Source organism: Synechococcus sp. MW101C3, assembly GCF_002252635.1.
Taxonomy (GTDB): domain Bacteria; phylum Cyanobacteriota; class Cyanobacteriia; order PCC-6307; family Cyanobiaceae; genus MW101C3.
This window is the reverse complement of the sequence record NZ_NQKX01000005.1, coordinates 79,028-102,753: the sequence shown is the minus strand read 5'-3', so window position 1 is coordinate 102,753 and position 23,726 is coordinate 79,028. Positions and strand designations below refer to the sequence as shown.

The 23,726-nt window shown below is 67.0% G+C and carries 19 protein-coding genes; 10 read left to right on the top strand and 9 right to left on the bottom strand.

Annotated features, from left to right (window positions below; all coding sequences use genetic code 11):
* The first annotated feature begins 2 nt into the window (after window positions 1–2).
* From CJZ80_RS15045 to CJZ80_RS07455, 3 genes are all read left to right on the top strand, one after another.
* Window positions 3–218 (top strand): hypothetical protein, encoded by a 216-nt coding sequence (locus tag CJZ80_RS15045; protein WP_144036968.1) that lies wholly within the window; start codon window positions 3–5, stop codon window positions 216–218.
* A 252-nt stretch (window positions 219–470) separates the two neighbouring features.
* A complete protein-coding gene (locus CJZ80_RS07460) occupies window positions 471–740 on the top strand; it encodes a type II toxin-antitoxin system VapB family antitoxin (RefSeq protein WP_094511867.1) in 270 nt (89 codons plus the stop codon).
* Window positions 740–1,144, top strand: coding sequence for a type II toxin-antitoxin system VapC family toxin (locus tag CJZ80_RS07455; protein ID WP_094511864.1), 405 nt, complete (start codon window positions 740–742; stop codon window positions 1,142–1,144). Before CJZ80_RS07460 ends, CJZ80_RS07455 begins: the two co-directional genes overlap by 1 nt.
* 94 nt (window positions 1,145–1,238) lie before the next feature.
* On the opposite strand, the gene CJZ80_RS07450 is transcribed toward CJZ80_RS07455, so the two are convergent.
* The 5 genes from CJZ80_RS07450 to CJZ80_RS07430 all read right to left on the bottom strand — a co-directional run bounded on the left by CJZ80_RS07450 (window position 1,239) and on the right by CJZ80_RS07430 (window position 6,251).
* Window positions 1,239–2,540: a type II toxin-antitoxin system HipA family toxin gene (locus CJZ80_RS07450; protein WP_198948264.1), complete on the bottom strand. Its 1,302-nt coding sequence runs from the start codon at window positions 2,538–2,540 to the stop codon at window positions 1,239–1,241.
* A gap of 41 nt (window positions 2,541–2,581) precedes the next feature.
* Window positions 2,582–2,821 (bottom strand): helix-turn-helix domain-containing protein, encoded by a 240-nt coding sequence (locus tag CJZ80_RS07445; RefSeq protein ID WP_094512373.1) that lies wholly within the window; start codon window positions 2,819–2,821, stop codon window positions 2,582–2,584.
* A 292-nt stretch (window positions 2,822–3,113) separates the two neighbouring features.
* Window positions 3,114–4,328 carry an FkbM family methyltransferase gene (locus CJZ80_RS07440; RefSeq protein WP_094511857.1) on the bottom strand — a complete coding sequence of 405 codons (1,215 nt, stop codon included), beginning with the start codon at window positions 4,326–4,328 and terminating at the stop codon, window positions 3,114–3,116.
* A gap of 102 nt (window positions 4,329–4,430) precedes the next feature.
* Window positions 4,431–5,228, bottom strand: a complete 798-nt coding sequence (locus CJZ80_RS07435) for a hypothetical protein (protein ID WP_094511855.1) — start codon at window positions 5,226–5,228, stop codon at window positions 4,431–4,433.
* Window positions 5,229–5,267: 39 nt separating this feature from the next.
* Window positions 5,268–6,251: a Hint domain-containing protein gene (locus CJZ80_RS07430; protein ID WP_094511853.1), complete on the bottom strand. Its 984-nt coding sequence runs from the start codon at window positions 6,249–6,251 to the stop codon at window positions 5,268–5,270.
* A 235-nt stretch (window positions 6,252–6,486) separates the two neighbouring features.
* Here CJZ80_RS07430 and CJZ80_RS07425 point away from each other — a divergent pair, with 235 nt between their 5' ends.
* From CJZ80_RS07425 to CJZ80_RS07410, 4 genes are all read left to right on the top strand, one after another.
* A complete protein-coding gene (locus tag CJZ80_RS07425; protein WP_144036967.1) occupies window positions 6,487–7,758 on the top strand; it encodes a hypothetical protein in 1,272 nt (423 codons plus the stop codon).
* Window positions 7,759–7,916: 158 nt separating this feature from the next.
* Window positions 7,917–8,816, top strand: a complete 900-nt coding sequence (locus tag CJZ80_RS07420) for a calcium-binding protein (protein ID WP_233132899.1) — start codon at window positions 7,917–7,919, stop codon at window positions 8,814–8,816.
* A 255-nt stretch (window positions 8,817–9,071) separates the two neighbouring features.
* On the top strand, window positions 9,072–11,426 hold the full coding sequence (locus tag CJZ80_RS07415) for a glycosyltransferase (RefSeq protein ID WP_158217449.1): 2,355 nt from the start codon (window positions 9,072–9,074) through the stop codon (window positions 11,424–11,426).
* Window positions 11,423–12,226 carry a hypothetical protein gene (locus tag CJZ80_RS07410; RefSeq protein ID WP_094511843.1) on the top strand — a complete coding sequence of 268 codons (804 nt, stop codon included), beginning with the start codon at window positions 11,423–11,425 and terminating at the stop codon, window positions 12,224–12,226. The genes CJZ80_RS07415 and CJZ80_RS07410 overlap by 4 nt, the downstream gene beginning before the upstream one ends.
* Here the strand turns inward: CJZ80_RS07410 and CJZ80_RS07405 are convergent.
* From CJZ80_RS07405 to CJZ80_RS07390, 4 genes are all read right to left on the bottom strand, one after another.
* On the bottom strand, window positions 12,207–12,431 hold the full coding sequence (locus tag CJZ80_RS07405; protein ID WP_094511841.1) for a hypothetical protein: 225 nt from the start codon (window positions 12,429–12,431) through the stop codon (window positions 12,207–12,209). The genes CJZ80_RS07410 and CJZ80_RS07405 overlap by 20 nt on opposite strands.
* Window positions 12,428–15,004 carry a hypothetical protein gene (locus CJZ80_RS07400; protein ID WP_144036965.1) on the bottom strand — a complete coding sequence of 859 codons (2,577 nt, stop codon included), beginning with the start codon at window positions 15,002–15,004 and terminating at the stop codon, window positions 12,428–12,430. The genes CJZ80_RS07405 and CJZ80_RS07400 overlap by 4 nt, the downstream gene beginning before the upstream one ends.
* Before the next feature lie 277 nt (window positions 15,005–15,281).
* Window positions 15,282–16,379 (bottom strand): sulfotransferase, encoded by a 1,098-nt coding sequence (locus CJZ80_RS07395; RefSeq protein WP_094511837.1) that lies wholly within the window; start codon window positions 16,377–16,379, stop codon window positions 15,282–15,284.
* Window positions 16,357–18,909, bottom strand: coding sequence for a glycosyltransferase (locus tag CJZ80_RS07390; RefSeq protein WP_158217448.1), 2,553 nt, complete (start codon window positions 18,907–18,909; stop codon window positions 16,357–16,359). Before CJZ80_RS07390 ends, CJZ80_RS07395 begins: the two co-directional genes overlap by 23 nt.
* A 35-nt stretch (window positions 18,910–18,944) precedes the next feature.
* On the opposite strand from CJZ80_RS07390, the gene CJZ80_RS07385 reads away from it, so the two are divergent.
* From CJZ80_RS07385 to CJZ80_RS07375, 3 genes are read left to right on the top strand one after another with little or no spacing between them, the layout of a single operon-like run.
* Window positions 18,945–19,925: a tetratricopeptide repeat protein gene (locus CJZ80_RS07385; RefSeq protein ID WP_094511832.1), complete on the top strand. Its 981-nt coding sequence runs from the start codon at window positions 18,945–18,947 to the stop codon at window positions 19,923–19,925.
* Window positions 19,922–20,713, top strand: a complete 792-nt coding sequence (locus tag CJZ80_RS07380) for a peptidylprolyl isomerase (RefSeq protein ID WP_094511830.1) — start codon at window positions 19,922–19,924, stop codon at window positions 20,711–20,713. The genes CJZ80_RS07385 and CJZ80_RS07380 overlap by 4 nt, the downstream gene beginning before the upstream one ends.
* Window positions 20,713–23,676, top strand: coding sequence for an ATP-binding cassette domain-containing protein (locus CJZ80_RS07375; protein WP_094511828.1), 2,964 nt, complete (start codon window positions 20,713–20,715; stop codon window positions 23,674–23,676). The genes CJZ80_RS07380 and CJZ80_RS07375 overlap by 1 nt, the downstream gene beginning before the upstream one ends.
* Window positions 23,677–23,726 lie beyond the last annotated feature (50 nt).

Sequence of the window (23,726 nt, the reverse complement as noted above, 5' to 3'; positions counted from 1 at the left end):
TCATGGCAGAGAACGAAGCGCCGCTTTCGTCGGATCCGCCCGATCCGCTTCACCTGCTTGAGCGTGCCGGCTATGCCTCGCTTTTCGGCGATGTCCTGGTCGTTGTTGCCGTCGTGGCGGCGCTTCTTGGCGAAGACGAAGTCTTCTCAGAACGAGTTGCTTTTTTGCTCAGTGCCGATTCCTCCTCGCAGATACCTCCCGCAACCGGCTCCCACTGAATGAAGCCTTGGCTGTGCTGATGGAAGAGATCAGGCCATCTGAATCCTGAGGCTCATTCCGCTCACTCCCGATCAGCACCTCGCCCTCCTGCAGGAGTGTGGCGAGGATCAAGCGGTGCTGTGCACTTTTGCGCTGCACCAGGGCCCGTATAACTTCCGTGAGCAAGCCACTGCGTTCCAGGTGGCCGCACAACTGCTCGGCTCTGGCCTACAGGGCTACACTGATGGAGCACTGTCTACACGCTTCCAGTCGTGGCCCTCAACATCCGCAACGCCGAGGCCAACCGCCTCGCTGCTGAGGTGGCAACCCTCGCGGGCGAAACCAAAACCGCCGCCGTAATCCTGGCCCTGAAAGAGCGTCTGCGGCGCCTGCAGCGCCAGAGCCAGACCACAGCGAACAAGCAAGCCGGACTCGTCAACCGACTCGACCAGATCGCCCTGCGTTGTGCTGGGCGGCCGATCAGCGATCGCCGCAGCGCAGAGGAGATCCTCGGCTACGACGCCACGGGCCTGCCCACCTGATGGTGATCGATTCCTCTGCAGTGCTGGCCATCCTGCAGAACGAACCGGAGCGTCACGCCTTCAACGAAGCCATCGCCGCAGCAGAACAGTGCTCTCTCTCTTCTGCTTCCCTGGTAGAGCTCTCCATTGTGATGGAGGCACGCTTTGGTGCTGATGGCCAGGGAGATCTTGATCTGTTTCTAGGCACGGCGCTGATCGAAATCATCAGCCTGGATCGTGAACAGGCTGAACTCGCTCGCCAGGCCTTCAGTCGTTATGGCAAAGGGCGTCATCGGGCTGGGCTCAACTTCGGCGATTGTTTTTCCTATGCCCTGGCCAAGTGGCTCGATCAACCGTTGCTCTTCAAAGGTGACGACTTCTGCCACACCGATCTCCAGCCCGCCACCGCCCGCATCCAGGCCTGATCGATGTCGGCGGCCTCGCCCACCCTCGCCCCTTTTGGGGCGTCGTTATCCCACTCGGCCCTCCTGATCAGTGCCGGTCGATCAAGGAACGGCCTTATGCCGCCATGGCCGTCGAGAGCCGCAGGGCAGCCTTCTCAAGGCCTGTCAGGATCGGCTCCCTCACCGCCGCTGGAAAGCCGGGGGGGATCTCCTCGCTCACGGCTGTAATCACGCTGGGGGTGGCCGCCACCATCTCCGCCATCACCCTGAGCGCAACCATTGGATCGATGCCGCAGTCCTTGGCGGTGGCCAACCAATGCCTTGGCTCCAGGCCCCACCACAGATAGCGAGGCTTGCTGCCTTTGAGGGCCATCGCCATCCTTATCTTCTGCGGCGCCAGTTGGTTGGCGCCTTTCCCCATCACGGGATAGGCAGAGAGGATGTCATAGAGGGGAGTGAGGCGAAAGGCCCCGCCGGCACCCAACACCAGCGAAAAATTCTTGGCATGGCCATCAATGGCCGCCAGCAGCCAGAACAGCAGCAGCGAGCGGAACAGTTGGAGACGATCCTCCTGCGGCTGCTGGCTGCCTCCCAGCAGTGCCATCAGATCTGCGATTCCAGGCCCACCATCGCTCTGATACTTCAATCCGGGCGGCAACCCCAGCGCCTGGCAACCGTCCTCCTGCAGAAGCCGGAGCCACCAGCGGCTGTCGCTGGCCAGGCGTCGATCGAACCGTTGCACCACCAGCACTTTCTGGTCTTCGAAGGTGGCGATCGAGCTGCTGGCCACGGGGAGCCCATAGGCAGCAGCAATGCGGCCGCAGAGCCACTCGTTCTCGATCGACAGGGAAAGGTCAAGCCCCTCCACCCCCAATCGACCCAGGGGCAACTTGAAGATGTGCGTGGACGGTGTGGCCTCCAACGGCACACACCACTGGTCGCCATGCCAGAGGAGGGCCGTCTTCTCCTGGGCTCCGGCCAGGGACAGACGAAACGTTTCCCCATCCTTCTGGCCCAGCACCCTGCCCTGCACCGCCAGCCGACATTGCCTGGCCACCCCGGCCTCATCGAGGGGCCGCGCCGTGATCCGCCGGACGTTCTGGGGTTCCGATCCTTCCGGCAGCAGCTGAAGGGCGCCAACGCAGTCACGTCCCACCGCCTCCAGCAAGGCCATGGCGTCGCTGGTTCTTGCCGAGAAGCGCTGCTGCATTCGCCGCCGAATGTCGCGGCTGTCGGGCAGCAGGTTCTCGAAAAAGTTCTCCACCACGGCCCCTTGATGGGCCTGTCCCTCTGGCAGCAAGGGCAAGGAGAGGGAAATCGGCCGGCAGCGGGCTGAGGCCAACCAGCGGCTGGCGTACTCGAGACGGTGCTGGCCGGTGGAGGTCACGCGCCAATGCCCCACCAGCTCGCCATTCATCCACAGATCCAGACCATGCCCAAGCCTTGGTCGCGCCATGGTTACCAGACGTCCCCACCGGTCTCCACCGGCAACTCACGGGGCTGGAGCACCAGTTCGACCCCCAACGCCGCAAGCAGGCGGTAAAGGCTGTGGATCGTGCAGCGCTGGGGGTCGTTCTCCAGGGAGGACACCGTTTTCTGCTGCAGGCCCCCTCGCGCGGCCGCCTCTGCCTGGGAAAGCCCCAGCTCCTTCCGGCGACTGCGCAGCGCAACGCCCAGCTGCGCCGGAAGGCGTACCACCTGCGACAAATCTCATCCCCCACAAGGCATGAATTCAATCTATCCCCTGTGGGGCCTAAATGTGGTTAATCCCCTGTGGGGGATGCGTGCGGTCTGTTCGCGCCCATGGCGGATCCATGGGGGCGCGCACTCGCGGTGGGCGTGGCGGGTGCGGTTGGCGGCGATTGGGCGGAACCCCTTGACCAATCAGAACGAAAGGTGTTTCGCATCCAACCTCCGGAGCAGACCACCAACGAATCTCTGGATTCACCGACAGCTCAGGGCGCTGAGAGCAGCTCCTCTTGAGGTCTCGTCATTCATCCATAAGCACATACCAATCGTCCCACTGGGCTTCCTGGCGCTGATACCCCCGCGCTTCCAAAAGGGTTTGCAGGCCCTGGCGCTGCGCTGTGAAGTTGTGCTCCACCGTGATGCATCTGAACCGATAGCGCTCCCAATCCAGCCCTTCGAGGATCGCCAGCTCACTGCCTTCGGTGTCGATGCTCAGGTAGTCGATCAGCGGCGGTGCCCCGTGCTGTGCCAGCAGATCCATCAGCGACGTGGTGGTGACCTCCATCACCTCACCCGCCGCCGCGTAAGCCTCACGTTTTGCACCATGTTGATCCTCTGTGCCGAGCTCGGCTAGGCCGCCATAGGCATCGGCCAGCACAAAGCGCATGCGCTCCCCACTGCTGCGGTACACGCAGGCCGGGCTGAGTGTGCAGGAGCGGTTCTGCTGCAGCCGCTCAAACAGCTTCGGGTTGGGTTCGGCGCAGATTCCTTCCCATCCGAAGTGCTTCTCCAGTAGCCAGCTGTTGCTCAACAGCACCCCATCGGTGGCTCCGAATTCCACGAAATAGCCACCTCGCTTCCAGCCCAGCTGTTCCAGCACCCAGAGGTCTTGGCCCAGTTGGGAGCGGCTCTTGCTCAGCCAGCGGTCGCGCTCAGAGCTGCCTTCCGACGGGCTGGGCTTGGCCGGTGGGCTCGCCAGGGCGCCCTGGCCGAGCGCCAGGCTCAACTCATGAGATAGCAGCTCTCCTTCCACCCTGAGGATCTGCAATTCGGCGTTAAGCCTGTCGAGACTGAGTGATTCGGGCTGGATTGCTTTCAGCGCTTCGGAATGCAGAGCCTGGGCCTCCCACCAATACCCCGCATTCACCAGCTGTTGGTTTGCCAGTAGTCGTGCCCGGCTGGCACGCTCCTCAGAGTCCATCTGCCCCGGCAAGCTGCTGGCCAGCAGCTCCAGCGCTTCCTGCTGCATTCCACTCAGAAGCAGCCCTTCTGCCAGCAGCAGCCGGATGGCCTGCCGCTGTGCTGCCATCACCTCGGCGGGCTCTGCCCCTTCTGTCTGCGCCTGCCGAAAGGCCAGCGCCGCCTGTCGTTGCAGCCGGCTTCCTTCCGGGCCAGGCTTGAGCGTTTGCAGCAGTGCCACTGCGTAACGCAGCCATTCCGCCGGGTCATGGCTTCCCGGCGGGTGGGCCTCGATCACGGCCTGCCAGTTGCCCTGCTCGTAGGCCTCCCGGCTCATTGCGCTGCCCCGCGGCCAATGCCCAACCTACGAGCGCCGCCAACACAGAACCCGTGCGGGAAAAGCCTATGTGCCAGACACCGTTGGGCCGCGCATTAACGCTCAATAGAAATCCGCCTCCCGCTCCGTTCCCTCCCCCAGTAGCGCCGCCAGGTCAGAGCCGCGCGCCTTCCAGTAGGCCTGCACTTCCGCCACAGCAACGTCATTCCCGCCTGACGGCCCGTTGTAGGCATGCCAAAGCGTCTGCTCCTGGGCCAGCGGCTCCGGGCTCGCCGGCGGGAACGCCAGTTCCTTGGACTTGGCGGCCGCATTCGGCTGCAGGATCACCGCTTTCACCCCCTGGCGCGCCGTCTGCCAGCGCAGCCACAGCATCGCCAGGCACAGCAGATCGCCCCGTACCGCCGGGTCGTTCACGCCGTGGCAGGCCGCCCGAACCAACGGCGGCACCTCAACCTGCGCCGTTTCCTCCATAGCGGTGTGATCCAGCCATGCCAGCTCCAGCCGCCACTGGCGCAGCGGTTCGGTCTTCACCAGGGCGTGGTCGTCGGGGTGGCTGCTGGCGGCCAGCAGTTGCCGCAGCCGTTCCCGTAACTGCCCCGCTGCTTCCAGATCGGCCTGCAGATAGGCGAGCCGCTCTGCCCGCTCCAGTGGCCGGCGGCGCAGTGGCGTGAATTGCTCACCAGGGCTCAACGCATCGATCGTGCGCAGTAGCCCCATCGCCACTGTGAGACGGCCCCGCCGTTGGGCCAGCTCCGCCGCCTGCCAGAGCTTGCCGAGCCGATCGGCACCCTCGGCCGCCGGTAGGGCGCAGTAGCGCGCCAGCAGGGCGTCTGCCTCCGGCAGCAGCTTCGCCGACGCCTGCTGCAGATCGTTCAGCAGCGCGGCTTGATCAACTACCACAGGTTCACCACAGCGCCATGGTTGGCGATCGATCAGGGCTTAGCGCAGGGCCAGTGCCTTCTCTGAACGGCTGGGAGCACCAGCGACCACCCGCTGGCGGATCTCCACAGGCAGCTGGCGTGCGAACGGAATCCGCGAAAGCGCCAGCTCCACCATCGCCGCGCCGTTGCCATACAGCGCCTGATAAGCGGAGAAGTAGTCCCAGCTCTCACGGCTGAACTGATTGCCGCGCGCGGTGGCGAAATAGGTTTCGCACAGCAGGCCGTTGGCCCACACCAGTGCGTGGCGCTCCAGCTCAATCGAGTAGTACGTCACCGTGCCGGCGTGCCACTCCTCAAGTTGGCGGATCGTGCGGCCATTGATGAGCGCTTGCGCTTTCCCCAGGCAGCCTTCAATCAAGAAGGCGTGGCTGGAGGTGCAATGAATCGCTTGCTCCGGCCCCTTGCCCCCCAACGCTCCGGCTTCGATGCAGATCGGCATGCGGCCAGTGGAGCGCAATTGCCACAGCGTGCGGGTGGTTTGCCCTACAAAGCGCACGGCATGAGTGCCCGATGGCGTGAGCACCTCATCGCCCACCTCCAACGCCGCCACATCCTTGCTGCTGCCATCCGCAAGCCGCACGCTTGTGCCCTCAACGAGGCACAGAACCAGAGGGTCTGCCGATGAAGATGTCTTGTATTCAACTTTCGATTGTACGAGTTCGTCGTTCGTGGCAAGAACATAGGTGCGATCAGGATCCAGGCCTTCAGGTGCGCCTTCAGAGGGTTTGCCGCCTTCGGAGCCAGGCGCATCGAGCACAAAAATAGGATAGCCTTCATAGGAATATCCTGTATAAGTATAGCTTTCCTTCCCGTCGCTGGGGGTCACCGTCACCGTCTCTCCAATGGTGAGTTTGCCGTCATCAAATTTTTCTGGCTCATCAAGCAGGATTTCTTTGCTCAGTGTCGATTCCACCGTGAACGAATCTCCGCCCTTATCGGGAAACTTGATCTGATAGAAATAGCTATAACTTTCTTGGGCCATGATTTCAGCGTTAGATTTCGCAAAGTTGCCCGTCTCCCAAGTGCTCGCAAGAATTGTTTGAAAAAAATCTAGTTTGACTCTGTTGATGTTCCGTGCTATCAGCTGTCGCTTGGTTTTGCTGCCATGTTCGGCTCGCTCCTCCCGTTGATGGCGCGCCTAGCGCCCGATCGGCGGTGTCAGCTGCGCCGAGGGTGCGCCAATGCCAGCCCGGCTGCTGGCCCCTAGGGTTTTCAGCATGCTTGAGCTCGAGCCATTGCTCCACCGCCTCGACCAGGCGGTTGCGGCCGCCCAGGCTGGCCAGGGCAACGCACAGCCAAGCGAGCTGCCAGCTGATCAGGCCACCGATCCGCTCAGTGAGGTCTGTGAACAGTTGGCGGATGTTCTGCTCGGGCAGGGCCTCACCGCCGCCGCCGCCCGCTGGCGCACCTGGGCCCTGCTGCCACCGCCTCCACCCCAGCTTGCTGCGGCCATCGCCGAGGCCCGCCAGGAATTGACCCGCTTTGGGCCTGATCCCCATGGGCAGCTGCCGGTCGATCCCGTGGCGGCGGCCCGCCAGGCGCTGGCGCTGCAGCTTGATTTACCCGCGGCCGCCCAGGTGGCGGCCTGGGCTCGTGCCCTGCTGGCGGCGGGCGATGGTGCCGCCGCCGTGGAGTTGTTGCAGCGGCAGGCCGTGGCCAGCGGCCTCAATCCGGATCACTGCAACGCCATGGCCTCCGCCTTGCTGCAGTTGGAGCAGTGGTGGGAAGCCGAGCGCTGGCTCTGCACCAGCCTCAGCCAGCAGCGCAACCAGCCGCGGCCCTGGTTCCTGCTGGCCCGTCTGTTGCTGCAGCAGGGCGTGCTCGATGAGGCCTTTGAGGCCGTGCAGCAGGGCCTTGCCCGTGATCCCACCAGCGATTGGGGCCGTAACCTGCGCGCCCGCATCCTGCTGGCCGGAGGCAGCTGGCGCAGCTACGACCTTCTCACAGCCGACCCCCAGGGGCTGCCGAGCGATCCAGCGCTTCGGCAGGATCTGCAAGACAACGCCCAGCGCCACCGCTTGAGCCACCGCACGGCGGCGGACGCACCGACGACTGACCTGCCCCTGGGTGAGCGGCTGCGGTTGCGGCACCTGTTCTCGCGCGATGGCTTGGTGGTGGTGTTGCACGGCCATCCCACCGGCGCCCTGCACTGGTGCCTGGCCCAGGAACTGCTGCCCGAGGGCCTTGAGGTGCAGCCGGTGGCGAGCCGTGAGCCCCTGCTGATGGCGGAGGCCCTGGCAACGGCGGGGCTGCGTTGCCGCAGCGAACAATCCTCCCCTCTGCTGCGCCAGCTGGCTGCCGACGCAAACCAATCCGTGTCGCTGCTGGTGATCCAGCGGCCCAGCGGCAGCAGGTTCCCCACAGCGCTGGGCCTCCTGTGGCCCAAGGTGGCCCATCTGCTTGCGCCCGTGGGGCTGGTGGAGCCGCCGGGCTTCAGCGCTGTGGCCTCCCTGGGCGGCTGGCAGCTGCTCGCTTCAAGCCAGTTATGACTGAATCTATACGAGCATGGAGCCTGCCCAGCACATGCTTTTGATTCTCAGGTGCAATCCTTAATACCATTTCCTGATCAAGAAAGTTGTATGCTATACAGCTATCGGCATGAGCGCATGGCGTAGGATATACCTATACAGTTGGTCCGTTACTAGCCATGTCCTTCATTGCGCCCCCTGCCTCAGATATCTTTGGCACAAGGCCACTTGATGAAGAAGGGGGGGATTCAGTCCTCGTACCAGTGGATCCAGGCACGATTGATGATTTTGACGGGGAGCGCACCCAGGTTGATGGAACCAGCGGCCCTGTCGAAGTTGGTGGTGAAGGCGCCTTTTGGGCAACCACGCCGGCTCCCGCCGGTGAAACGAACGAAATTCTTCTGACGGGCGCGAGCAATACCCTCATCCTGGGTGCTGGCTCCACCAATGTTCAGGTTCTTGGCAGCGGCAACATTGTTGAAGCTCGGCAGGAAGTTGGTGTGATTGACAGCCCCAAGGTGATCAGCCTTGGTGATTTTGGTGGCGGCAACGACTCCAACGACCCCAGTGTCACGGTCGATCTGACCAGCACCACTGCCGGCAACGAAATCGGTTCGACAACCTCCGTCCTTGACGCGGCTGGTGGTGGCCAGCTGGGCACCGACTTCCAGAACTATGCCCACGGCGGCACCGGCAACGACACCATCTACGGCGGCAGCGGCTCCGACTTCATCCGCGGCGGCTCCGGTGATGACCAGCTCTACGGCTTCGGCGGCAACGATCTCATCCGCGGTGGTTCCGGGTCTGACTTCGTCAGCCTGGGTGTCGATGGCAACGACACCCTCTACTACACCTCCGATCAGCTCGGCGGCGGCGACGTCGACACCATTAGCGACTTCACCTTTAGCGACGACAGGCTGGCCTTCGACGCCGCAGCTGTTGGTGGCCCCAACAACTTCAGCGCATTCTCTGGCTTCGGCACCTCCACCCTTGCGGTCAGCGTCGACGGCAACACCACTCAGGTGGTGGCTGGCAACGGCTATGTCTGGGATCAGGACGACATTCTCTTCGTGGTTTGATAGCCGAATCAGCCGGTTTGCGGCCCTTTGGTTAGCCCTCCCTCAGCCCGCTGGTTTTTGCTTGAGATCCGCGCAGCTGCACCCACGTTTGGCTTGCCGCTGCAGCTCAGCTTCAACCTGAACGACGGCAGCAAGGCGCAGCATCACTTGCGTCTTGCTGAGTCTTCTTGTTCGGGGATGGTGGTGCTTCCGTTGGCGGATCAGCCGCTCGCGGTACAGGCCCTCTTGCCGGATCGGCCCGGCTCACCGCTTCAGGTGTCCTGGCGCCCCATCACTCCGCGGCTGGCGGGCCTCGCCATGGCCCGCCAGCTCTGTGCCGAGGATCCGGCCACGCTCTTTCACGATGGCCTCGAACTCCATCGCCAGCTGGAGCCCCTGCCTCCCAGCCAGGCGCTCACCCGCCTCTGGCAGCGCTACGCCTGCTGGCTCGTCGAGCGGCCCCGCCCCTTGTTGGCGACGCATCCCCTGGAAGGCCGGCCCTTCGCCGATGGTCGCTTCCAGCCGCCTGCCGCTGAAGCCACCGTGGCCCGCCTTCGCACCCTCTGGCCGCTGCTGTTGCAACGGCTCAAGCCTGCTCCCACCGTGAGTGTGGTGCTGCCGCTCTTCGGCCAGGAGGCCGTCACCCTGCGCTGCCTCGAAAGCCTGGTGCAGGAGCAGCTGCGCCGGCCCGATCCACCGGCCAACCTCGAGATCCTCCTCCTCGACGACGCCTCCCCTACCGGCTCCATCGATCGGCTGGTCGCCCTGGTGGCCGAACTCGACAGCAAGCACCTGCGCCTGCTGCGCCAGCCTGACAACCTCGGCTACCTGCGCACCTGCAACAGCGGCGCCGCCAACGCCACCGGCGAACTGCTCTGCTTTCTCAACAACGACACCGTTGTGACCACCGGCTGGCTCACCGAACTGATCGGCAGCCTGGAAGGCTTTCCCGATGCTGGCCTGGTGGGCCCCATGTTGCTCTACCCCGATGGCCGCTTGCAGGAAGCCGGTGGCATCGTCTGGCGCGATGGCAGCGCCTGGAACTACGGCCGCGATGGCGATCCCACCGACCCCTCCTATGGCTTCTGCCGCGACGTCGACTACGTGTCCGGTGCCTGCCTGCTGATGCGCACCGAGCTGTTTCGCCGCATCGGCGGCTTCGACAGCCGCTATGCCCCCGCCTACTACGAGGACACCGACCTGGCCATGGCGGTGCGGGATCTCGGCTACCGGGTGCTCATGCAGCCCCTTGCCCGCGTGATCCACTACGAAGGCCTTTCCAGCGGCCGCGACCACGACAGTGGCCCCAAGCGCTTTCAGGAACGCAACGCCCGCCTGTTCCGCAGCAAGTGGGAGCGGCGCCTGCAGAGCCATGCCGAAAACGGCACGGCCGTGTGGCACGAACGCAACCGCGGCCGTGTGGGCCGCATCCTGGTGATGGAGGCCAGCCTGCCCACGCCCGACCGCGACGCCGGCTCCCTCTACATCCTTCACCTGCTCACCGATCTGCTCGCCCTCGGCTGGGATGTGAGCTTTCTCCCCACCGACAACCTGCTCTGGCAGCCCGACTACGGCACCCCACTCCAGCGGCTTGGTGTGGAAGTGCTGGTGCACCCCTGGGTGCCCTCCGTGAACCAGCTGCTCGAAGAGCGCGGCGATCACTATGAGGCGATCCTGATCGCCCGGCCCGAAGTGGCCGACAGCTGGCTCGAAGCCATCAAGACCCACGCCCCGCTCGCGCGCCTCCTCTACTACACCCACGATCTGCACCACCTGCGCATGGAGCGGCAGCTCGCCGTTCAGCCCGAGGCGATCAGTCGCGAGGCGATCGAGCGCATGCGCGCCTGCGAGAAGCGCATCCTCGACATCGTCGATGTCGTGCTCTACCTCAGCGAAGAGGAGCGCCGTCAGGCCGTGGAGCGGCTCAGCCCCCGTGCCGCTGGTTTCGTGCTGCCGCCCCGCGTGCGCCGTGAAGCCCTGCCCAGTTCCTTTCATGAGCGGCAGGGGGTGCTGTTCCTCGGTGGCTTTGGCCACCCCCCCAATGCCGATGCCGTGCTCTGGTACGTGCAGGAGGTGCTGCCCGCGTTGCGTCACCTGGCTGGTGATGCCGCCGTGCCCCATTTCCATGTGGTGGGTGCCAATCCCCCCGCCGCCATTCAGGCCCTCGCCGGTGAGGGTGTCACGGTGCACGGCTATGTGGCCGATCTGGGCCCCCTGCTCAGCCGCCTGAGGGTGTGCGTGGCGCCCCTGCGTTTTGGTGCCGGCGTGAAGGGCAAGATGCTCACCGCCATGGCGGCCGGCTTGCCGCTGGTGGCCACCGGTGTGGCAGCCGAGGGGCTGGGGCTGCGCCATGGCCTCACGGCCCTGCTGGCCGAGGATGCCGAAGCCTTCGCGCGTGATGTGCTGGCTCTGCATTCTTCCGCCGAGCTGTGGGAGCGCCAGGTGGAGGCAGCCACCGCCCACCTCGAAGCCGGCTGGGGCGCCGCCGTGGTGCGCGAACACCTGGCGGACGCCTTGCGCGCTGTGGGCCTGCCTGTGGCTCCGGTGCCCAGGCCCCTGCCGGAGCAACACTGGCCGCTCCCCCTGGGCGCCGGTCCTGAAGGCCTGCTCAGCTTCTACAACCTCCAATGAACCCTGGCGCACAGGCGGGCGTATGGATCCCGCTCGATCAACTGCTCGCGCTGCCACTGCCGGCCGAGCCCCTCGCCTGCCTCTGGCGCGAGCTGCTGCGTGCCCTGCCCCCCGCTGCTGTTCGCGAACGCCAGGCCCTCGAGCAGGCCCTGCAGGCCCATGAGCTGCGCCGTGTTGAAGCTCTGTGCGAGGCCGGGGAGATCGAGGCCGGGCTCAGCCGGCTCGAAGCCCTCGCCGCTGGTCTCGATCCCACCGCCCTGGCGGCCCTGCTCCATCGCCTGATGCCCGGCTTGCATCGCCGGCTGGTGGAGCAGGCCGGGCCCTCCCCTGCCCCGGAGCTGGTGGCCGATCCACTGCGCGCCGAGCAGCTCTGGCAGGCCGACCGCTGGATGCGCCGGCTGGAGCAGCTGCCTCATCAGGAGACGGACCTTCGCCTGCTGATGGCCGAGCACCTTTGCCGCTACGGCGCGATCGCCTGGATGGCCCAGCCCGGGGCAGCGGCCCGCTGGCGTGCGGTAGAGCTGCTGCAGCGGTTGCTGCAGCTCCTGCCGGAGTCCCGTGATTGGGTGGTGCCGGCCATCCGCGAGCGATTGCTCCAGGGCGTGCAGGAGCTTGAACAGGCTGAAGCACTGGCCGATCCCCAGCACCTGGCCCAGCTCCTCCAGGCGTGTGCCGCCATGGGACACGACCCGCAGATGCCGGAGCAGGCCCGCGAAGCGCTGCACCTGGCGGTGTTCCGTGGCCATGCCGCCCTTGAGGTGTGGCAGAACCTGGAGCAGCTCAGCCCCCAAGCTCCTTGATCGCCTGTTGGAGCTGCCGCAACGCGCAGGCCTGCAGCGCTCCCTCCATCTGCGCGCAGGCGGCCCCCTCGCGTCCCGCCTGCATCAGCGCCAGGGCCGCCTGCTGGCGGCGCACCTCCCCTTGAAGGCCGGGCGTGATGGCGCCAAGGTGTTCACAGGCTTGCTCCAGCCATTCCCCTCCAGCCAGCTTTTCTCCAGTCGTCATCGTTTGGGTTGGAAGGCCGCCGCGGCCATGGTGCCCAGATAGGGGTTGAGCCGGTGTTCGCCACGGTGACCCGTAAGGCCGCAACACAGATCGATCACACTGCCCACATCGACGCCCACCCCGCCGCGGGCCTGAATCGCCCCCACGTAGATCTTTCCCAGCAGCCCGCCGCTGACCAGCACCAGTTGCCCCGGTTCCACGCACCGCTCGATCCACGCCAACACCCGGTGGTACACCTGCGGGTAGTGGGCGTCAGGACGCACTGTGCCCCTCCAGTGCGGGTCCTCGCCCGGCAGGGGTACGAAGGTCACCGGGCTGTTCCTCAGTGCCGGTGGCAGAGCCGCTGCAATCACCGCGTCGACCCGATCGAACGGCGGGCGGTGGAAGGCGCCATGCAACAACAACTGCAGATGCAGATGCCAGCCCCCCGGCCAGGTGGCTGCCGGGGCAACCGCCAGGTTGGCAGCCACCTGCAGCGTCTGTTCAGGGCCCTGCAGGCACTGCCAGAGATCAGGGATGGCCACCACATCGGCCATGCCCAGCGCCTGCCGGAACCGCTCCAGCAGCTGGTGGTGCTGCTCTGCGTCCAGATGGCCGCCGGCCGCCGCCAGGGCTGGATCGCGGACGTCGCCATTGCTGGTGGCGCCCTCCAGATCCGTGACACGACCCGCGAGATGCATGCCCTCCCCGTCACCGAGACGGATCACCCCGAAGCCCCGCCCCTCGCGCAAGGCGGTGGTGATGCGCTCCACCAGCCCATCCAGCCGGGCGGGATCCACCACCTGCGGGTGGTCCCAGCTCTGAAAGGGGCGCCGCAAGCTTGGGCCAAGGCGGCTGTAAACCCCCGCGGCACGGCTGCACACCTCAGGGCTGGCGCCCAGCGTGGCCTCCAGCACCCGCGCCGCCAGCACAGCGGCCTTGGCGGGCTCCATCGGCGTTCCCCGCAACAGCACCAGGCTGTCCGCAGGGAACTCCGGCAGCAGCTGGGAGAGCTGCGCAGGATCGAGCCTGGCCTCCAGCAGGCAGGCCAGCAGCTGGCGGCTGCTGGCATCCAGCTGCCCGGCATCGGCAAGCAACGCCTGGGCGGCTTCCTGCAGGGGAGCGTCTGGTTCAGCACTGGCGATCTTGATCCGCAGGCGATGCATCCGCACCCACAGGTCGTCCGCCGGCAGCTGTCCCAGTTGCCTGGCCGCAACCGCGAGATGCTCGCGGTTGCGGGTCAGGCAGGCGGCCTCGCACAGACCGAACACAGCGCTGTGGCTGTCCCCGGTTCCTGCCATGTGGTGCTGCGCCAGGTCCGTGAGTGCCGCCAGCGGATCCGGGGCCGCCCACACAGCGGCGACCAGATCCAGGTGCGGGCTGGGTGGCGGATCCAGGTGCGGGGCAAGCAGTTGCTCAATGGCAGCAATCGTGGCGGCCGGGTCGGTCGCTTCAAACGGCTGGTTGCGCAGGTCGTCGTCCGCCGTCGCCGGGCTGTGCGTTGTGTCGCCCTGCTCCGCCGCTGTGGTGCGCACCAGCAGACCGGTGGGCAGCACGTCCAGCTGGGAGGCTCCCTCACATTGGAGGCGATGCCAGTGACCGATCGCCTCAGCGTGCGGCCCCGCGACCAGGCAGATCCCGGGAATCTCTGGGTAAAACCAGCCGATCTTGTGCTGGATCGTGCCTTCATGGGTGATGTAGGCCGTCGCCTCGGCCACCCGGGGGAGATAGTCCTCAAAGCAGAGGCCATGAAGCGATTCGAGGCTGGTATCGGGAAAAGCCTCACGGAGGCTGGCGATCCGATCGGCGATGGCTGCGGCGCGCGCCTGGCTGCCTGGATCCTCGAGATTGTTGTGCTGATAGGTGAAGCCATCGAGGGCAATCCGCAGGCTTGGCCAGCGGTTGAGCAGACGACGGATCAGGCCGCACAGCAGTTCCACCTCGCCGCGTAACTCACGGCGCCCGGGCCCTCGCACCCCCAGCACCAGCAACGGTGGCCTGCCTTCCCGGGCGCTGGCGGCCGCAGGCGCCCCCAGAGCGGCCAGGGCTGTCCGGCGCGCCGCAGTGCTCACCCACATCGCCCCGACATGAACACTGGAGCGCTGCTGCAGAACCTCGGCTGGCAGGCGTTCCACGCCCTGCAGAGTGCCCAGATCGAGAATGCTGTCGCTGTCCTGCACCACCGGAAGCCGCTGGCCGCGCTGCCGTGCTTGCTCAAGCAGGTGCAGCAGGGGATCCAGCTCGTTCCAGAGGAAGTGAGCGAAGTTGGGGTCGCCGATGCGCACCACCGGCGCTCCGCTGGCTAGCGGGAGCGGGGCTTCTACGCGGGCGGGATCCAGGGGCTGGGGGAGACTGGTCGCCAGGCTGAATCCGCTGCCGCAGCTATCCGAAATCAGTTCAAAAGGGGCCCCATCGCTGCAGCGATGCATCTCAAGATGATTGGTGCCTGCCGTGGTACGGCAGCATTGAAAGGAATAGTCGATCGCGTCAATTCTGACGACGAAGGGGGTCTCATCGACGATCCATTGCTGATATCTCTTCAGGCTGCGCCCTAAAACCCAGGCATCAAGTTCCTGCAGTGATGCCCGGGCCATGGCGCCGGTGGCCAGTGAGCTCGAAGCGGCCCATTCTTCCTGGGGCACAGGTCTGGATGATTGGGTCAGTTGATGATCAATCCTGTCGCTCTGGCCCATGCCACGCAACTGTACGTCCAGTGTTTTCTTGCTCCGGGCCTTCACTGAGCACCGGACCGAGCGGCGTCGGTCGTGTCCCTGGCGCCAGGCCAGCCAACGGCGGCCAACGTCGTCGCACGCTGGCGGCAGTTGCACCAGCCTGTCTACCTTCGGCACGCTCAGAGCGCTGTCCATCGGCTCACAACGCCGTCCACAGCTCAAGCGCTTCCGCCAGCACTCCTTCCCGGCAACGGCGCGCCAGCGCCGGATCGATCGGCTGGCTGGGTGCCACACCCACGTTGTGCGCCGGATAGCTGCGGCCCGCCGGCAGGCCCTCGCGCTCCAGATCGAGGAAGGCCAGGCAGCGGTGCAGCACCCGCTCGGGGTGGAGGGCCAGGTCTTCGAAACGCAGCACCAGCAGTTGAGACGCCGGCCATACCGCTTGCCAGCGGCGTAGCTGCTCGGCGTAGAGGCTGCCGCTCAGCGCATTGGGCCGAAACCAGCCGATCGCTGCCCGTTCTGCCCTTCCCATCGCCTCCAGCCGGTCGGCTTCATCCGCCAGCAGGGCTCCGGCATCACCCGAGAGGCCGATCAGGCTGTGCATATGGCGCAGCCAGCTGAGTGCCCGATCCAGTGGTTCGCGCAGCAGCACGATCAGCCGCGCTTCCGGCACCAGGGCGCGCATCCGTTGCGGCGTTTCCGGGTTCTGCAGATAGTCAGGTGTGGCCTCCAGCCGCAGCAGCCCCGGGCTGCGCAGCGCCGGAAACTGGGCCCGGTACCAGGCCTCGCCCCGTTGCCAGTGGTTGTCGAAGAAGTGCAGTTCCTTGAGCGGATGCAGCCACACCCGCGGATGACCGGCCAGGTAGGCCGCCAGGGAGGTGGTGCCGCTCTTGGGAGCGCCGAGGATCAGCACCTCCGGCAGCCCACCGTCTCCCGCTGCCAGGCGCCAGGCCGGCAGGCCCAGGCGGGCGGCCCGGCGGTTCAGGGCCATCGCCGCTTCCGGGTCGTCGTCCCGCAGCCAATGGGCCAACAGCGACAAGCCAAGGGAGTGGGGGGGTGCCGCTTCGATCAGCTGGCGCAGCTGGGGCAACAGCTCCTGACGGGCGGAGGCGTCGATCTGCAGGTAATACAGACCCCGCAGGCTGCTGGCGTCCGCCGGATCCAGCGCCAGCACCTGCAGGTAGGCGGCAGCCGCGGCCTCGGGTCGGGCCTCCATCCGTGCCGCCGCCGCCTGTTGGAGTCCTTTCGTTTTGGCCAGCAGCATGGTGGCGAGATTAGGCAGGCTGCCCCAGATCATCTGCCGCTGCGTCCTGCTGGATCCGTCGCAGGGCAGCCGCCACACGCACGGGATCGAGCAGGATCGGCTCTGTGATCGGCGCCTCGAACAGCAGCTGGCTGTACAGCCTGGGTGGCGTAGCCGGCTGCAGGCAGCGCACCAGCTTCAGGGCGCCCGCTGCCGCCAGGGCATGGCCGTAGGGAGGGGCGTAGCGCGGCTGATGCAGCTCCAGCACCTGGGTGCCCGGTCGTGCAAAGGCCAAGCCCGCCAACGCTGCTCCATGGGCGAGCACCAGCAGTTCGGCGTCGGCGATCAGGGCCGCCTGATCCGCCAGCGGCAGTCCTTCCAGCACCGTGGGCTCCAGCGCCAACCCCTCCTGCTCCAGGTGCGTCAGCAGCTCCGCCTCCCCGAACACCGGTCGGCGGCCCGATGGGCCGCGCACCAGCCACAGCCGCCGGCCTGCCCCACGCCGGGGTCCCCGCTGCTCAGGCCGTAGGTAGCGGTGGCGCAGCCAGGCGCGGGCCCGCCGCGACGGCCAACCCAATGGGTGCAGCGCAGCGGGCACCAACAGCCGCTTTGCCTGCAGGTGGGGGTGTTCACGCGCATCGATCAGCCGCTCGGGCGGAATGCCGAGGTCGTCCACCAGGCAGCGGCGCACCCGCTCGCTGCTGCCGCCGTTGTGCCAGAGGTGCCAGGCGGCCGGCCACCCCTCCGCGCCAGCCAGCGCCAGGCCCAGGCGCGGCAGGCTGTCAAGCAGCCAGTGGTAGTGGATCTCGGCGGAGAGGTCCGCCACGGCCAGCACCGTTCCGGCCACCACCAGCGGCGCTCCGGCCGGGGGCGGCTCGGTGCTGGTTGGAGGGTTGGGGCAGGTGGGCCAGGGCTGGGGATAGCGGCGACACAGCTGCGGCAGCAGCGCGCCCGCACCATCGGCCACACCAAGTCCGTGGGTGGTGCCCCAGGGGTTGCTGCTGGGTGGGCGCAACCAGGCGCGGCCCTGGTGGAGCTCATGCAGCTGGAAGCGTTCCTCCCGCCACCCCTGCTCCTGCAGGGTCTGGGCACAGGGGAGGCAGTCGGTGCCGCGGCAGGCCCCGCCCGGTGCTGGCGCCGCCAGGCCCCCGAAGCGGGCGGCATCCGCGCCATCGCTGGGCTGGGGGGGCAGGTGGGCCGCCAGCTGCTCCAGCGCCGCCGCACCCCACGGGTAGCGGGGGGCTGCCAGCCGCGCGATGGCCCGGGCCAGTTCGGCACCGGGTTGCAGCTCAAACACCTCCTGCAACCGCTGACGCGCCGTTTCGGCATTTTCCGGCCAGCTGATCAGGGCCCAGCAGCGCAGCAGCTCCGCCAGCTCCTCCGCCAGCTCGGCCGCGCTGGACTGCGGCTGCAGCAACGCCTCGCACCAGGCCAGCACCCGGAGCCGCAGGCTGGCCAACGGGTCAGAGCCGGCGGGCAGGGTCTGCCACCAGCGGGTCAGTGCTTCCGGCCGCCACAGCGGGTCGCTGTCCTGCAATTCAGCCCTCAGCTGGCTGGCCAGGCCCTGCAGCCGGCGGCCTGTACGGTCGCGGCCGGAGTGGGCGAGATCCTCCAGCACCAGCGCTTCCAGGGCGCACCAGGTGGGATCGCTCAGCCACTGCTCAGCGCTGATCTGGCGGCCGATGCGCGCGCAGCTGCGTGCCGCGTTTTCGGCCAGGTGCAGCCAGGTGTGGGCGGCTCCGTGCGGGCGGCTGCCCCAGGCGGTGCGCCACAGCTCCAGGGCCAGCTGAGGGTGTTGTTCCTGCCAGGCGTGCCAGCCCGCCCAGGCGCGGGTTCCAAACAGCAGCGCCGTGCGCCGGGCCCGCAGCGGATGGGCCGCAGGCAGGGCCTCCAGGCGCCGGTTCATCACCCACAGGAGCGCACGGGCCTGATCGGCCGCCTGCCGGCTGGCCGCGCCGCCATGCACCCGATAGCCGCAGAGCACTTCCTCCAGCCAGGCGCCGCGCTGGCCATCGGCGGCCAGCCGCAACAGCAGGTCCACATCCTCCGCGTGCCGCAGCCCCGGATCAAAGCCGCCGCTGCTGGCCAGCAGCGAGCGCCGCAGCATCCAGGCGCTCGGCAGAACGGCCTTGTGCTCAAAGGCCGCCTCCAGCTCGCAGCCCGCTCCCTCTTGCCAGGGGCAGACATCATGAAGGGGCTGGCCGGAAGCATCCAGGCGCCGCCAACCGCACAGCAGATGCTGCAAACCGGGGTCGGCCTCGAAACGAGCCGCCTGGTGGCTGAGCCTGGCGGGCAGGGCGATGTCGTCGGCATCGAGGAAGGCCACCAGAGGCGAACGCGCTGCGGCCCAGCCGATGTTGCGGGCCGAGGCCACCCCTCGCCCGGTCGCTAGGCGGATCAGCCGCACCGGCTGAACACCTCCGCGCGACCACGCGGCGATCAAGGCGGCCGAGTGGTCCGTGCTGCCGTCATCCACCGCCACCAGTTCCCAGCCCGCCAGCTCCTGGCCCCGCAGCGACTCCAGGCAGGCCGGGAGCCACCGTTCCGCATCGCGGAACGGAAGGATCACGGAAACGCGTGGCAACATATGGCGAAGCAAATGCAGGCTGAGGCTGGCTGATGGGTTTGCGTACGGCCTTGATCCGCATGCTCGGCGGGGAGAAAAGCTCTGCCGGCCCCAGCGGTTCATTCTCCCTGGATCAGCCTCCTGCCCCACCCCCCCATGCCCCGGCCAGCGCCGGTCCCGCCTCCCCGGAGCTGCAGTTTCGCTACGCCGAAGAGCTCAACGACCAAGGGCGGCCTGATCTCGCCGTTTCCCACTACCGGCAGGCCTATGTGATGTTGCGGGTGCTGGCCGGGCCTGCGGCAGCCCAGCTTGCCGGTTACACCCAGCTCGCCCTTCCGGATCGCACCTCCGGCCAGCCCATGCCGGGCCTGCCGCAGCGTCCAGGCCAGCCTCCTGCTCCCCCCACGCCCAACCCCCTCGCGGCCCTGCGCCAGAAGCTCAGCAGCGCCAACGCCGCCGAGGTGGAGCAGGAAGTGCGCCAGCTGATTGTGGCGGGAGGCCGTGGTGCTGATTCCTTCAGCCTGCTGGGCATGTGCCACCTGCTGAAAAATCAGCCGGCGGAGGCGGAGCGCGCCTTCCGTGAAGCGCTCAAATACGACGGCAACCATTTCCGCAGCCTGGTGAATCTGGGCGGCGTGCTGCTGAAAACCGGCCGGATCGAGGAGGCTGTGCCGCTGCTTGAAAGCTCACTCCAGCACACGCGCCCCGGATCGCCCGAGTCGTTGGCGGCCCTCACCAACCTGGCCGTGGCCCAAACCCAGCTTGGCCGCCCGATCGATGCCGCCCAGTTGGTGCTGCGCATCTTTCGCATCAAGCCCGATCACCTCCAGCCCGACAAACTCGTGGTGGCGGCCAAGCATCTCGAGGAGATGGGCGACGACACGGCGGCCATCGACCTGCTTCAGCACCTCCGCACCCGCCTGCGCGAGCCCGACCTCAACCGCCGCCTGGCCGAGTTGCTCGAACGGCGGGGTGACTATCAGCAGGCGGCCCTGGTGTATCGGGAGCTCGCCGCCGGCACCGGTAGCCCATGAACACCCTGCTGCCGCCCCAGCTGCAGGATCTCGGCAACACACTCCCTCTGCCGGATCAGGCCACCGTGCGGTTCCTGGCCCGGCATGAACTGCTCAGCGCCTGGTGCCAGCGGCGTCTGCTTGAGGAGTTGGCCGCTGCCCCCTTGCCGCTGCAGGCGGATCCCGAGGCCGAGGACGACGACGAAGCCTTGCTGCTCGGCTACGCCCGCCGTTGTGGCCTCGACAACCTCGACGCCCTGCAGACCTGGCGCGAGGCCCGCGGGCTTTCGCTGGAAGAGCTGGAAGCCCTGGCCAGCTTCGACACCCGGGTGGCCCGTGCCAGCCAGTGGATCTGGAGCCAGGAGGTCCCTGGCCTCTTCCTGAAGCGCCGCGGTCAGCTTGATGAAGTGGTGCTCACCTTGGTGCGCGTGCGCGACCCCGACCTGGCCACTGAGCTCTTCTTTCAGCTGCAAGACGGGGAATGCTCCTTTCATGAAGTGGTGGAGCGCCACGCCGACGAAGCCGATCGGCTGCGGCGTGGGGTGGTGGGTCCCTTGCCGGTGAACCGGCTCAATCCGCTGTTGATGCGGGTGGTGCGCCGCTACAAACCCGGCGAACTGATTCCGCCGCTCGATATCGGCGGGGTGGTGCATCTGATCCGGGTGGAATCGCTCAAACCCGCTCAGCTCGACGACCGTCTCCGGGCCCAGCTCCTGGAGGAATGCCGCAGCCGCTGGCAGCGCGATCAACTCAAGAAGCTGCGTGAGCGGCTGATGCAGTTTTCCCCTTCCCTGGAGGACCAGCCCTGATGCGTTTTGACCAGCTTCTGCGCAACTCGGCGCTCCTCGCCGACCTGCCTGACGATCTGATCAACCGGATGGCGGCCGAGGCCTCCATGCTTCAGCTGGGGGTGGGCCAGCCCTTCCAGCGGGCCGGTCAGCTGCCCCCCGGCGCCGCGCTGCTCGTGGAGGGGCGGCTGCGGCGGCTGCAGGTGCGGCTGGGGGAGCCACCCACCAGCCTCGGTCTGGTGGGCCCTGGCAGTTGGCTGGGCTGGACCTCCCTGTGGCGCGGTGAGCCGGAACTGGGCTTGGTGGCCTCTCAGCCCTGTGCCCTGCTGGTGCTGCCGGCGGCCCTGGCTGTCCGGCTGCTCCAGCAGGAGCCGCTCCTGCGCCAGGCCGTGGCCGGCCGGCCGTCGCTCGAAGAGCTCGCCAGCCTGATGGAGGTGTGGTGGCAGGCCCAGGGCCTGCGGCCCGAGCGGCCACAGGCGCGGCTGGAGCAGTTGCTGGGTGAGGCCTTGCTGCTGGGCCCCAACGACCAGCTCCCCCCTGGCCACCTGGTGCTGTACAGCGGGCCGCGACAGCCGGCCGGGCTGCTGCCAGGAGATCGGCTCCAATCGGATTCGGAAGGCTGGCGCGGCGCGGTGAACCAACTGCCGCCCCGGGTGGTGGCCATCCCGGAAGCGGCCATCAACGCCCAGCTGCCCCAGGAGGGCAGTTCCGCCCTGGTCCCCCTGACCAACCGGGCGCCAATGCTGCCCGTCGATCCCCTTGAGCTGGGCTTCGTGGACACCCGTCCGCTGGGCGGCGGCGCCCGCAGCACCACCAATCCCGCTGCCGATCGGGTGGAGCAGGCCTTCCTCTGCATCCAGCAGCTCTGCCAGGCGCGGCAGGTGGTGCTGTCCAACGAGCAGCTGATGCGCAATCTGCGCGATGTGGAAGCACGCCTCGGTGCCCTGCGCTTGCCGCAGGTGGGGCTGCAGCTGGAAGCCCTCGGCTTCGATACCCGGCCGCTGCGGGCACGCGCCTGGGAGCTGGCCCGGCTGGAGCCCCCGGCGGTGCTGGATTTCGACGGCCAGTTCGTGTTGCTGCTGCTGGCCGGCCGCGGCAGCGGTGTGCTGATCGGTGATCCCCGCCGCGGGCCGGTGCGGCTCAGCCTGGCCGAGCTGGAGAAGCGCTGCCCCGAAGGCCTCGATGTGCTGGTGGTGCGCGAGGGCAGGGCCGGCCGTGATGTGGTGGAAAAGGCTGGCCTGGGCTGGTTCCTCAGTGCCTTTTCCCGCTATCCCGGCATGCTCGCCATGGTGGTGTTCTCGGGCCTGGTTTACCAGGTGCTCGACATGGTGCTGCCGCTCAGTGTGATGCTGGTGATCGATGTGGTGGTCGCCCGCAACAATCCCACATTGCTGGCGCCCATCCTCTTTGTCCTCGTCACCGCCACGCTGGTGAACGCTGTGATCGGCGGCGTGCGGGCCCTGGTCACCGCTGATCTCTCCGATCGGGTCGATGTTCGCCTGGGATCGTCGGTGGTGGAGCATCTGCTGCGCCTGCCTTTGCCTTACTTCGAGAGCCGCCAGGTGGGCGCCATTCTCTACAACGTGAACCAGCTGTATTCGATCCGCCGCTTCGTGGTGGATCAGGTGCTCGGCGTTGGCCTCGACCTGGTGCTCGGCCTGATCGTGCTGGTAGTTCTCTTTTTCATCAGCCCCACCATCACGTACATCACCCTGGCGGTGGTGCCCGTGATGATCGGCCTCAATCTGATCGGCAGCCCGCTGATCAGCCGCAACCTCAAGATCAGCAACCGCTACATGGCGTCGGCCAACTCCTATCTGGTGGAGCTGCTCTCGGGCATGCGCACCGTGAAGAGCCAGAACTTCGAGGTGGAGGCCCGCTGGCGCTGGCTTGATCGCTACCGCCGCTACACCAATGCCCACTACCGGCTCACGCGCCTCTCCACCCTGCTCAACCAGGCAGGAAAAACCGTCGGCAACCTTACCGATGTTGTGCTGATGGGTGTGGCGGTCGTGATGATCCTGGCCAATACCCTCAGCATCGGTGCCTTCTTCGCGATCCGCATCCTCTCCAGTCGGTTGGTGAGCTCGTTGGTGCGGCTTGGTGGGCTCTGGCAGGGCATTCAGGAGTTGCAGATCTCCCTGGCCGCGATCAGCGAAGTGATGGAAAGCATGCCGGAGGCCGGCCCTGAAGACCAGCAGCAGCAACCACTGCCTCCCCTGCGTGGCGACCTCCGCTTTGAGCAGGTGTCGTTCCGCTATGGCACCCGCACCCCCTATCTGCTCGATGGCCTTGATCTGAGCGTGAAGGCGGGCCAGTTCGTGGGCATCGTGGGCCTCAGCGGCAGCGGCAAGAGCACCCTGGTGCAGCTGATCGATCGCCTCTACCTGCCCCAGCAGGGCAAGGTGTTTCTCGATGGCATGGATGTGGGCAAGGTTCAGCTCGCCAGCCTGCGCACCCAGGTGGGCTACGTGCCCCAGGACGGCCTGCTGTTCGAGGGCACCGTGCTCGAAAACCTCTGCCTCAACAGCCCTGATGCCGATATGGAGGCCGTGGTGGCCGCCGCGAACGTTGCCGCCGCCCATGAGTTCATTTGCGCCCTGCCGAATGGCTATGCCACCAGGCTGGGCGAGCGTGGCGCCGGCGTGAGCGGTGGCCAGCGCCAGCGGCTCTGCCTGGCCCGCATGGTGTTGCAGAACCCCACGCTGCTGATCCTCGATGAGGCCACCTCCGCCCTCGACGCCGAGACCGAGCGGCAGGTGTTCGCCAGGCTGCGGCAACGGTTCCAAGGCACCACCGTGCTGTTCATCACTCACAGGCTCACTACCCTGGGCGAGGCCGATCGCATCCTTTTCATGGACAGGGGCCAGATCATTGAGGATGGCCGCCACGACGACCTGATGCGCCTCGCTGGCTCCTACGCCACCCTCTATTACCAGCAGGTGGGGATTCCCTTCGATTCCAACCAGGGCAGCCAGGCCTGAACCCAACCCGCGCCCCCCGCCATGCAGCCCACCAAGCCCCCCACCGCGCC

Excerpts from the sequence above, each read along its gene's own strand:
- CJZ80_RS07450 (WP_198948264.1), bottom strand. The coding sequence starts at position 2,540 with ATGAATGGCGAGCTGGTGGGGCATTGGCGCGTGACCTCCACCGGCCAG.
- CJZ80_RS07410 (WP_094511843.1), top strand. The coding sequence starts at position 11,423 with ATGAACCCTGGCGCACAGGCGGGCGTATGGATCCCGCTCGATCAACTG.
- CJZ80_RS07375 (WP_094511828.1), top strand. The coding sequence starts at position 20,713 with ATGCGTTTTGACCAGCTTCTGCGCAACTCGGCGCTCCTCGCCGACCTG.
- CJZ80_RS07395 (WP_094511837.1), bottom strand. The coding sequence starts at position 16,379 with ATGATCTGGGGCAGCCTGCCTAATCTCGCCACCATGCTGCTGGCCAAA.
- CJZ80_RS07440 (WP_094511857.1), bottom strand. The coding sequence starts at position 4,328 with ATGAGCCGGGAGGCCTACGAGCAGGGCAACTGGCAGGCCGTGATCGAG.
- CJZ80_RS15045 (WP_144036968.1), top strand. The coding sequence starts at position 3 with ATGGCAGAGAACGAAGCGCCGCTTTCGTCGGATCCGCCCGATCCGCTT.
- CJZ80_RS07430 (WP_094511853.1), bottom strand. The coding sequence starts at position 6,251 with ATGGCCCAAGAAAGTTATAGCTATTTCTATCAGATCAAGTTTCCCGAT.
- CJZ80_RS07425 (WP_144036967.1), top strand. The coding sequence starts at position 6,487 with ATGCTTGAGCTCGAGCCATTGCTCCACCGCCTCGACCAGGCGGTTGCG.
- CJZ80_RS07400 (WP_144036965.1), bottom strand. The coding sequence starts at position 15,004 with ATGGCCCGGGCATCACTGCAGGAACTTGATGCCTGGGTTTTAGGGCGC.
- CJZ80_RS07420 (WP_233132899.1), top strand. The coding sequence starts at position 7,917 with ATGTCCTTCATTGCGCCCCCTGCCTCAGATATCTTTGGCACAAGGCCA.
- CJZ80_RS07455 (WP_094511864.1), top strand. The coding sequence starts at position 740 with ATGGTGATCGATTCCTCTGCAGTGCTGGCCATCCTGCAGAACGAACCG.
- CJZ80_RS07405 (WP_094511841.1), bottom strand. The coding sequence starts at position 12,431 with ATGACGACTGGAGAAAAGCTGGCTGGAGGGGAATGGCTGGAGCAAGCC.
- CJZ80_RS07380 (WP_094511830.1), top strand. The coding sequence starts at position 19,922 with ATGAACACCCTGCTGCCGCCCCAGCTGCAGGATCTCGGCAACACACTC.
- CJZ80_RS07385 (WP_094511832.1), top strand. The coding sequence starts at position 18,945 with ATGGGTTTGCGTACGGCCTTGATCCGCATGCTCGGCGGGGAGAAAAGC.